At 42.3% G+C, this 10916-nt stretch carries 8 protein-coding genes; 2 read left to right on the top strand and 6 right to left on the bottom strand.

Going from position 1 to position 10916, the window contains the following annotated elements:
• Positions 1–267: 267 nt before the first annotated feature.
• Complete coding sequence (locus tag VE944_RS05420) at positions 268–2229, bottom strand: TolC family protein (protein WP_324973402.1); 1962 nt, start codon at positions 2227–2229, stop codon at positions 268–270.
• Positions 2230–2241: 12 nt separating this feature from the next.
• On the opposite strand from VE944_RS05420, the gene VE944_RS05415 reads away from it, so the two are divergent.
• Positions 2242–2463 carry a hypothetical protein gene (locus tag VE944_RS05415; RefSeq protein WP_324973401.1) on the top strand — a complete coding sequence of 74 codons (222 nt, stop codon included), beginning with the start codon at positions 2242–2244 and terminating at the stop codon, positions 2461–2463.
• 827 nt (positions 2464–3290) lie between these two features.
• On the top strand, positions 3291–3524 hold the full coding sequence (locus VE944_RS05410) for a hypothetical protein (protein ID WP_324973398.1): 234 nt from the start codon (positions 3291–3293) through the stop codon (positions 3522–3524).
• 561 nt (positions 3525–4085) lie between these two features.
• Here VE944_RS05410 and VE944_RS05405 read toward each other — a convergent pair.
• The 5 genes from VE944_RS05405 to VE944_RS05385 form a co-directional block, all read right to left on the bottom strand.
• Positions 4086–5252 carry an ABC transporter permease gene (locus tag VE944_RS05405; RefSeq protein ID WP_324973395.1) on the bottom strand — a complete coding sequence of 389 codons (1167 nt, stop codon included), beginning with the start codon at positions 5250–5252 and terminating at the stop codon, positions 4086–4088.
• A gap of 2 nt (positions 5253–5254) precedes the next feature.
• Positions 5255–6760 carry an efflux RND transporter periplasmic adaptor subunit gene (locus VE944_RS05400; RefSeq protein ID WP_324973393.1) on the bottom strand — a complete coding sequence of 502 codons (1506 nt, stop codon included), beginning with the start codon at positions 6758–6760 and terminating at the stop codon, positions 5255–5257.
• 259 nt (positions 6761–7019) lie between these two features.
• A complete protein-coding gene (locus tag VE944_RS05395) occupies positions 7020–7844 on the bottom strand; it encodes a M90 family metallopeptidase (protein ID WP_324973390.1) in 825 nt (274 codons plus the stop codon).
• A gap of 141 nt (positions 7845–7985) precedes the next feature.
• Complete coding sequence (locus tag VE944_RS05390) at positions 7986–9908, bottom strand: Hsp70 family protein (protein ID WP_324973387.1); 1923 nt, start codon at positions 9906–9908, stop codon at positions 7986–7988.
• A 14-nt stretch (positions 9909–9922) separates the two neighbouring features.
• Positions 9923–10828: a hypothetical protein gene (locus VE944_RS05385; RefSeq protein ID WP_324973385.1), complete on the bottom strand. Its 906-nt coding sequence runs from the start codon at positions 10826–10828 to the stop codon at positions 9923–9925.
• Positions 10829–10916: the final 88 nt, after the last annotated feature.

Genomic DNA, 10916 nt, shown 5'->3' with positions numbered 1-10916 from the left:
ATCTTGCTATCAATACTCAAAGAAAAGTTTAGCGCCGAAGAGTTAATGTTGGTGAGACAAGGAAATCGGTTATCAGTGATGCCCGTCCCTGAAGCAATAGCTTTGAAGATTCTGGCGATGAAAACCTCCTAGTACCGCAAGTCCGAAGTTGCCCATTCAAAAGTCAATGACACAATACTAATGGTCTGTCCCATTAATTTTGATGAGTTTGTAGTAATCACAAAGCCTGCTTAAAAATCTAGGACTAAAGTCCTTAGTACAGAAAAATTAATTTTGATTCCTCTCAATTGTTATTTGCCAAGTGTTTAATGTAGTTCCTACAGTTTTATCAAGGTTCGTCAAAGCATTGAGATATTCAATAGTTGCATTAAGCTCTGCGTTTCTTGCCTCTACCAAACTATTTTCTAGACTGACAATCTCGAAAACTCCAGATCCCCTGCCTAATCTCTGTTTTTCTCTTTCTATCTCTAGTTGTCGTTCAGAAGACTCCCTGGCTTGCCCTGCAAGTTCGACCTGCTTAAAACTCAAATTAACATCTCTAATTCCGTCTGTTACCTGAATGTCTAAGCTTTCACGCTGCTCGTTCAAATTATTTTCCGTTTGCAGTAGGTTGACTCGGCTACGCTGAAATGTTTGTTCCACTGTCAGATCGCCTAATGTTTTGCTAAAAGTTAGCCCAGCTCTAACATCTGGTGTTGCGTTGTTTCCTGCATTGTCATAACTGATATTCAAACCTAAGTCCCAACGTCTGTTATTTTCTGCCTCTAACAGGTTAAGTTTAGCTATATCTTGGTTTAACTGTGCCTGCAAATATTCCGGCTGATTTAAAAGTGCTAATTGCTTTATTTTGTTCTGGTCTAAAGTAACAGGTGATGCTTTGGGAACTTCTGCTGCCACAATATTGGTATTTTGATCGATATCGAGAACCTGAAGTAAAGCTAATTTTGTTGACTGAAGACTATTTTGAGCAGCCACCAAGCTTACTTGTCGGTTAGCAATCGCTGTCTGGCTTTGGATAATTTCAACTGGTGCTAACCTACCCGCAGCAATCAGAGCTTGGTTAATTTCTAGAATTTCTTGAGCGCTTTTCAGAGAAAGCTGTTCGATTTTCAGTCGTTCTTGAGCGCGGAGTAAATTTCGGTATGCCAAAATAGCATCCGTAATGGTATTGGTCAATGTCGATTTTAAACCCAGGACATTGCTTTTTTCTGTGAGTCGAGCAGTCTTAATTGAAGCTCTGTTTACATTGACTCCACCTCCTCTCAACAGAGGTTGATTAAAACTTATCTTTGGCGTTAGAGCGTTACCTGCAAACCCAAAACTCAGTTCCCCCCCGGTGGGAATCTTCATTTTTGCCTCAAGGCCTGCTTCATTAGTAGTTGTGGTTGCACTAGACCCGGATGATGCCATCGACATTGACAGGGTGGGTGTAAAATCGGGAGCAAATTTATCTTCTGCCACTGCTAGGTCTTGTCTTTGAGCTATTCTTTCGAGATATGAGTTTTTAATAGTTCTGTTGTTTTGCAAAGCCAACGCAACAATATCAGAAAGCTTCAGTGCAACTGTACCTGCATTCTGTAATGATTCCTGTTGATTTTGTTTGAGACTATTTTCAGCCTTTTTTTCGGCTTTTGGAAATTGATTCTGAGGAATTAGCGCTGCTGCTTGGGTTTGCTGGACTTGCGTATCAGTCGTTAACTGAAAGTTGATAGGCGATGCTTCTTTGGAGACGCTTTGAGATGGCGCTCTAACCAAGTCCTGCGGCGGCTGCTTATCATTTATTAAGTTGAAGGTTAAGAGCGATCGCCTATCAGGATATTGCGCTGCTGGCGATCGCATCTGGTTGTTAAGAATCTGCTGGTTTTTTTGGCTCTGTGGTTGCAAATCAGCTACAAGTGTGCTGGCTATTTTTGAAGCGTCAAGTATAGGTTTTGCGCTGTTTGTTAACTGTTGGCGTTCTTGGTCTGTTGGATGCGATCGCGTTTTTCTGTCCTTACTAATTGGCTGATTGCCTTTGCCTTCGCTAACGATTTGCGATTTGACTACTGTCTCAACGCCAACAGCAGGTGTGAATATCTTTGGGTACTTAAAAATCTGGGTGAGAATGCGAGTTGTACCCAGAATAACAGTTGAAACAACGACCGCATTAAGTAAGAATAAGTTGAGCGATCGCAAAGATAGATAAAGTTGGTTTTGAGGTTGAGAATCTTGGTTAGGTAGCTTCTGCATGACGAGATTAATTTGGTAGATTGTTCTGCTCGCCTAATTTGGATTGAGATTGATTTTCGGCGCTGTTTAGATAAAGCCATCGCACGTTGCGTTCATGACTTACACCTCACCTCCATCTCCTCTCCTTACGCTCGTAGAGGGATGCCGTGGCAGGGTGAGGTAATTGAGCCGCAACTTGGTATCAAATCATTAGACACCACCGGCACTGTCAGGTTGGCATTCTCAGATTTGTAAGTTGCATCGGGCAGTAGTTTACCTTTAGTAAAACCCATTGTTGTTGTCTGAAATACTAGTCCTGATTTTACCCTACACTGCTTACTTACCTTTTGTGTAAATTTCGGAAACAAAAGTGCTTTAGTTTTGAGCGCAAAAGATTATAGATTTATTAACAACCAAGTTTTAAAGAAAGCAGGAAGCCGTAGAAATTTTATCCCATTTCTCCAAATGTTTCCTATATCAGAATCTCCCAGACTCTCTAAGTGAAGGAGTCTGGGAGGTTCTGATATGTTGCCATATTAAAGAGAATTGGTATTACTATTCAGCATTACAAATGCTCTGGGACGTTTCAAAATTTAACATAATCAAAACATAATTACTGTAGTTATGTTTTATAAACAAGCTGCATCGCCTTGATTTCCTAGATGGATTCATATAAAAATTGAATTAGGTAGATTCAGCGTTAACAGCTTAGTTCTACTTGAAAAAAGTAGGTGAACAAAAACTATAACTAACCCTACACTCTGAAGAGAGCAAACCCCAAACTTTTGTCAGAGTTTGAATTAACTTTCAAGTTTAAATTACTGCACCAACAAAATTAAGATGCAGATTGTTTTCATTCTCTCAATGCGTAAATCCCAAAATGGAAAAGGATGTGTTTATGACCAAGATAAATACAATTTATGGCACCTCAGTAGAGGATAGTACCAAGACAGCGAGCAGCATAACTCTCACGACCAAGAAGAGAATTGCCCATGTGATATTAGGGGCGGTCTTTGTAGCCACAAGTGGACTTGTCCTACAAACATCTATGCCAGTGTTCGCCAGTCATAAGAACGTCGGAGATGGTGAATGTTCATGGTTTCCTGACAGTTTACCTGGTGTTTATAACTTCCATGAAGCGTGCACCAATCATGATGCTTGTGGCGCAAGAGCTGGCAGCAACCAGCAAGCGTGGGACCGTTGTGACACAAAACTTTTCACTGATGCGAAAAAATGGTGCACCACAAACCGCTCACGTTTTAACCCATTACGATACAGTTGTTTGGACTATGCAGCGAAAATGTATTATGGGCTGAGAGCATTCGTTAACCTTACCGGAATCCACAGAGATTAAATATTTAATCTCACGATACTTATAATGCCCAGTCTTAGCTCGACTTTATCCAAAATTAAGAACTCGGTTTTCTTTATCCCAGGACTTACGCAAACAATAGCCGAAACCCTTATTTTCTCGTAGGAGCAATTCATGAATTGCCTCTACATCGTATAGTTTTGCGTAAGTCCTATATCCGTCAAAAACCCTGGCTTTTTGGCAAATACTTTTTCCACGTCACAGATTATCGATGAAGCTAAAAAAGTAAAATTACCGACCCACGAAGGTTTCAGCGTCAGCTTGAGCGTTACTCAAAAATGGATAAAGTCGAGTTTAGCAGTAACAAAGGATACGATAACGGGTTGTCCATCAACAAAATGTAGGTTTAGTTATAATCTTCCTTCACCTACTTTTTTCGGTGGAACTAAGCTGTTGATACTTTATATAATACAATTTTCGTAGGTTCATGCCTGTAAAATCAAGCTTATACAGTGATTTTATAAACATAACTACTTTAGTTATGTTTCCATTTTCCATTATTAATTTATTGAGTTCGCAAAGCTGTAACAGGATTTAGCTGACTAGCGCGGAGAGCCGGGAGAAAACCAGCGCCCACTCCCACCAGCAGCGCCGACCCTAAGGACAAGGCGGCTGTACTGCTCTCAAATTTGTAGGGCAAATCAAAAGTACCGACAACCACCAACGTCAACCCATGCACCGAGGCGATCGCTACAGTTCCCCCCAATAAACTCAAAACCGCCGCTTCGAGAATGAACTGAAACATGATGTCCTGCTTTGTTGCCCCGATCGCCAGCTTCAGACCAATTTCAGAAGTACGCTCCGCTACAGTTGCGATGGTAATATTGGCAATGCCGACACCACCCACCAATAGAGAGATTACTCCCACTGCTGCCAGTGCCATTGAAACGGATTCAAGGGTTTTCTGTTGCTCCAGGATGTCTTCAACATTGTTAGCAACATAAAATTTTTGACTTGGAAAGCGTTGCTCCAACAGTTTTTTTGTCTGTTCTTCTAAGTTTTTCAGGTCTTCGAGTTTGCGGGGGCGCATCCAAATAGTTCCAATATCCTGGCTACCCATTAAAGCGTTGAAAACCGACATCGGTATCAGTAGCTCACCTTCAGGTGCCTCGTTGTTACCGGGATTAGTCTTTACCACCCCCACAACGATATAGGATTGGTGATCAGCATAAATGCGCTTACCCGTTGGCTTTTGACCTTTGAAAAGTTTGTCCGCCAGAAATTGATCAATTACCACCACAGGTCTATAGCTGGCAAAATCTGCTTTTGTGAAAAAGCGTCCCTTCACTAATTGCTTACCAGATGTGAGCAAGAAGTTTTGGGAAACACCCAACATCGAAGGATTTTTCGCCTCCCGATCTTGAAAAAATGTTTGAGAAGAAGTTGAAGAACTGGAGGCACTGATTGCTTGCAAGCCCAAGAGCCGTTTTTGCAAGAATTTCATATCTTCTAGCCGAAGAAGTTGGGACTCTGGGAATATTATGACCTGAGGGGCATCTCGCTCTGCCATTTGACGGGCAATCACTGCCCTACTAATGCTGCCAACCTGAAGCGTTGCTGTTACCGCAGCTACACCCATGAAAACGCCCAAAGTGGTTAGGGTGGAACGCAGAGCGTTGCCACTCAGAGAGCGGCAAGTAAGAGCTAGTAGGTCAAAAGATTTGAGACTCATTGCTATTCGCTTTTAGTTTCAGTCGAATTGTCTTCGGGAGCGCTCGGCGTTCCTGATTCCGATTTGGAATCAGCTACGGGCAGCACCACTTGATCGCCAGGGCGCAGACCAGAGGTGACTTCCACATTAGTCAACCCTTCTAGCCCTAAACTGATATTTTTTTTCTGAGCCTTACCTTGTCTATCCCGCACCAATACATAGGGCTTCTCTTCAGAGCGCACAATCGCTTCCGTGTCCAAAACCACCACATTCTGCCGTTGTTGCAAAATAATCTCGACATTTACCTGGCTGCCTGGAATCAGTTTGCCAGAAGCGGTATTAAGCCGCACTTTTGCAGATACCGTTGCTTGTCCTGGTTGTTGGCTACTGCTTTGGCTTTCGTTCCCAGAAGAAGTGGTTGCTATAGGAGACAAACTTTGCACCCTTCCCTCAAATGACTGAGCATTAGGGCCGATAACGCTAATACGGGCTAATTGGTTGACTCGGACTTTAGCCGCATTCAGGGTGGAAAGCTGGAGCGACACCAGTTCTTCGGTGGGGTCGCCCAAGGTAAGCATGTCAGTACGTACCTGAACCCCTTCCCCATCCTTAACTTTGATGTCGAGAACTTTACCATTAATAGGCGCAGTCAAGAGATTATTCTGAAGTTGCTGCTGGATTTTTTGGAGTTCAAGCTGAAGGCGCTGGAGTTCACGGGTATCAGTGCTGACAGCTAACTGAGCCTCTCGCAGTGCAGATTGAGCCTCCATAATTTTGTTCCGCGTTTGCTGTTGCGTATTTTGTAGCTCAATCTGAAGGTTCTGGAGTTCGATGATATCGGTGTTAACGCTTAACTGAGCCTGCACTGCGGCAGATTTTGCGCGGCGAACCTGTTCCTCCTGTGTGCGAAGTTCATTTTTGGCAATGAAGCCCCTTTTATCCAGAGCCTCAAGCTCCTGGAGTTTCCTTTCCTCGGCTTTTAGGTCTTCCTCAGCTTCGACAAGTTTTTGGTGGTTACTTTCTAGAGTAAGTTTCTGTTTTTGAATCTGGAATTGCTTGTTTGTCTGGTTTTCCCGTTTAGCTGCTTTTAGCTTTTCCTCGGCTTCAACAACTTTTTGGCGGTTACTTGCCAGAGTGAGTTGCTGTTTTTCAATCTGCAACTGCTGGTTGGTGAGGATAGTTTGTCGGTCGGGGTTACGCAGAATAATCAGTGGCTGACCAGATTTTACCTGATCGCCAAGCCGTACTAGCACGCGATCGACAGCGCCTTCTGCTGGAGACTTAAGCGTTTGTTGACCACGCAGTTCAAGGATACCGCTCTCATTAATTGAGGTTTCAATGTTGCCGCGTTCTACGGTGACAACAGGCTGCTGTGCCGACTCTGCTGGTCGATTTTGATGGACATAAACTAGCCAGCCCCCGGCGCTAACCGAAGCCAAAACTCCTGACCAGGCTAACCATTTAACTCCTGTCTTAAATTTCTTTTTGCCCTGCTCCATAAGTGCAGCGCCCGCCGTTTTTGAGGTCATACAATCCCTTGCGGCTGAATCAACTGGTTGAAGTAGCGTTGTCTAACTTTACCACCCGGCTGGGCAAGCTTGTATCAGCGATCAAAATTAGTATATTGCCTAACTCCACTTCAATATTCTGAAATTAAATCTAGTAATTCAAGGTTTTGAAACTTCTTTTTTATGCATAATTCAAGGATTTATGTTTTTATTAGTATTCCGACTTATGCAGTTTGAAGCTGAGGTTATATCTGGTAGCTCATGGTCGTAGATGGTGCGTTTAAGCCCATTGCACAGGATCTAATTGATAATAACGTTGCAGTTGCTCATAAAGTGCCGGATGCTTAGACAGCAATTGTTGTGGTTTCTCAAAGAATGTCTCAGTCGCTACGGCAAAAAATTCTGCGGGATTCGTTGCACCATAGCTATCCATTACCGTCTTTACGCCTTGTAGAACATCATTACAAAGTTGCTGATATTCTTCTGTCATCACCTTCGCCCATATAGTATAGTCTGAGTTTTTTTGCAGTATAGGAACTCCTTCAGCTTTACCATCTTCTTGATCCAACTGATGGGCGAATTCATGAAGCACAACGTTATGTCCATCTTCCCAGTTATTAATGTCTTGTTTCACCTGTTCCCAAGACAGTACTACTTGGTCATTTCTCCAGGATTCACCCAGTCTTGCCACACGCCTTTCTTCAACAACATAATTTCCAATGGCAGTCGTTTCCTTAACAAAATAAGCGTTGGGATACACCAGAATTGAACGAAGTCTGGGGAAGTACTGCCCACGTTCATTTAATAGGAGTAAACAGGCGATCGCAGCAAGGGTCAGTTTCATTTCCTCCGTCACCTCTAATCCTCTACAGCCAATAAATTGCTTTTCTGCTAAGAATACTTGAATATGTCCCTGAAGTCGTCTGATCTCATTGGGAGAGAGACACAGATAAATAGGAAGATTATTCTCAATAATTGCATTCCACAGTGGGGGAAAAGGACGGTGTTTGAGACGGTTTCTTCGCCTTTTTACTAGAACAGGATTGATTAAAATCCCGGTGAGAATCAGCCCAATAATGATAAAGACAACTATTGTTTGAATCATTGACTTCTGAGCAGGTTACATATTTAATTCACTGTAAAACAGAAAATTTAGATAACATAATTGTTCATCTTGTAGCTCAATAATTAAACTTAAATGGGACTTTCTCTCTTTTCTAAAGCTTCCTAATCCTACATATCACCGCTATTGGATCAGAATTATGCAAGATTGAACCTTGGTAGAAAGGGTTTTTTGAAGCCCTTGCTCAACTTTGCTAATCAGTTTATCAAAAGCCTCTTGATCTGCTGTCAATTGTTCTTGAAGAACTTTCTCTAAGTCAGGCTTTATTTGCTCACACATATCATCGATTTTTTTATCACTCAAAAAACTAGAACGAACCCAACTAGGTACATCCACATTTGTCTTGATTACTTCTTGAACACTCTTGCGATTTAGCTCCATTCCTGCGGCCATAACCGAAGCCCCATATACTAATGCAATAGGCCAGGTTAAATGTCCAGTGAGTATAAGAGTGATAATGCTAGCTACAGTGCCTCCACCAATTACTACATTGACAATAAAGCCCACTGTCTCAGCTAAGATAGCATCTCCAATCCGTAACTCTGGGTTAACAAAATTTGGGTCAATACTATCCTCGAACCTTAAGCTGCTTCTAGGTATCTGAAACCTTCGACAGATTGGATCGGTTTGTGCGGCTAAATCGGGTTGGATTTTATTGCTAAACCAAGAAGCGCATTGATGATTAATTATCTGCACAGCGCGTTCGCTTTTGAGCCACTGTTCTGCACGACCGATCAAAGCTGTTTCCAAATCTGCTAAAGTCCGTATTTTGTTTTTTTGCCAATCTTTTAAAGCTGGTTTAACTGCGTTGACGAGCAAGCCGTCTGTCAAAGGATTAGTTAATGATTCGATTAACTGTGGGATATGCCTTTCAATCAAACCTTTGAGCGTATTCGAGGTAAATAGTTTGTTGACTTCTTCCTTAAAAGCAGCAGCACGCAGATCCCATCGTCCTACTCGTGCTAATCCCAGTGCAATGCACCGTTCCGGTTCTGGATCAGGGCGAAGCAGCGTTTCTGGTTCGGGAAACATTTCCTGACAAAGCAAGTGGGTAAACTTCATGCGAGATGCACCGCCAGTCATCAGCAGAAGTTTCGGCACGATTCCAAGTTTTTCTAGCTTTTCTTTCGCCTCGGTTAAAGAGTCGCTAAACGATCGCATCCAACTATGATGCCCCAGTTCCGGTAAGGGCTGGTTTAAAATTTCCTCCATCATCAATTTATTGACTTGGGGAATAAAATAAATCTGTTCGTTAATTGACTCGAAGCCACGCGCAAAGGATTCAGGATCGCTGTATAGCTGTTCATTAGAAAAGTAATCTTCTTTAGCTTTGCGACAAGCAAGTTCACAACGAGCTTGGTGATGCGGATATTCCTGAAATACTTTTTCGAGTAATGCTTTTTGTTCGTGGTTGGCGAGAGTCCGGGCAAAAATAGCTTTGTCAATTAGAGATGCACCTAAAGTATTACTCCCGAAATCTATGGGTATCTCTTCTAAGCTCTTAACCAGAGTAAAATCTGTGGTTGAAGAACCAATATCGACAATTAGCACCGATGCAACAAGTTTGTCATACTCCAGCTTCCCGGCTTCCTTGGCTTGCATGAAAGCAGCCCGCGATTCGGGTACAACATTTAGTTGGGGAATGCCAGCTTCTTGAAGTAGCTTTTGGTATTCGGTGCGATCGCTAACTGACCATCCTGAAGGACAACCTATGTAAAAATAGCTACTTCCCTCACCTTCAAGTTGTTTGCTTTCTTTCAAAAGTCGGTAGTAGGTTGCTACAAAAGTACTAATTGTTTCCCGATATTTGGGATCGTTGTTGGGTTTTTGCTTGAATGAAATTGTCAGTTGGGTAACGCCAGCTTGAATTAATGCTTGTTCGCCGACAAGATAACCGAGTTTAGGATGCCAACCAAGGGCTGTAATTTGGTTCTTCTTGTTATTAATCTCCAGCATCTGGGGGGGGTCGATGCTTTCCACGATCGCTTTAGCTACAGCCGTTTCACCGTGCCCCAAATCAAAACCGATTGTTTCTAAAATTTCCATACCCTTATTGTCTATTATTCTCTAGCAGAGGAATATGCTGGCTCAATTACCCTACCGCGCCGAATCAAGCGATCGCCTTTCAACAGAGCCGGAGTTAGAGTTACGTGATCTTTGGTATCGGGGTCGATGCTTGGCTCAAAGTCAAAATATCCGCGATCGCTATGCGGGTCATTTGGTCGGTAAATTTGAGCGTTAATTCCCTGAGACATTAAAATCTGTGGCAGAAGTTTTGCAAGTTCATAAGCCATTTGGGGTTTATCAAGTTTTGATGCGCCCATTAGCCTTTGCAGAAAATTTAATAACTCTGGCAGTTCTTCTATTGCTAAGTCGCTTTCATGTTTATTCCATTCTTCTACTCTAGCTACTGCTAGGTCGATAGTGTTGAGAGCATCGCCAAGATGATCTAAAAATACTTTGCTATCAACCCGAAGCATAGGTTTAGGTAATTCCAATAGCTCTGAAGACATAGAATTTTGCTTGCTCTTTAACTCAAGTTGAAGCACAACTTCTACCCCTAGAAGTATAGAGGTTAGTAAGATAGCCATCCATGCACCTGGGGTAGTTTTAGTTAAAGAGAACAACGAACCTAAAATGCCTATATAAATTAGTCCTTTTAGCAGTTTTAGGATTAATCTGCTGGAAAAAAACTTTGTGCTTGGGTTAGTAAATTGCCTTTGTTCTGTTGGAGCAATTTGAGAATAGTTTGCCGCAGCGATAGCGGCGATGGACTGTCGCAGCGTATCTAGGAAAAATGAAGCCAGACGAACTTGAGCCAAATTAAGTTTTTCAATGTAAATTCTTTCGAGATTATCAAGTCGATTCTGAACCAACTTAACTATCTCCTCAATGTCGGTTGTGTTATCAATATCTGTCTGAAGTTGGTTGCGTTCTTCGCTAAAAAGTGAACTGATTGTTTTCATTGCGTTGACTAAGGCTTCAAAGTTACTAATAAGGTGAATTGAACAGTTGTTTGTTCATTTCACTCTGTAATCACATGATGACTGATGT

Source organism: Nostoc sp., from assembly GCF_035638895.1.
Classification (GTDB): Bacteria; Cyanobacteriota; Cyanobacteriia; order Cyanobacteriales; family Nostocaceae; genus Nostoc.
Note: the sequence above shows the minus strand (reverse complement) of the source record. Positions and strands in the feature narration are given on the sequence as shown.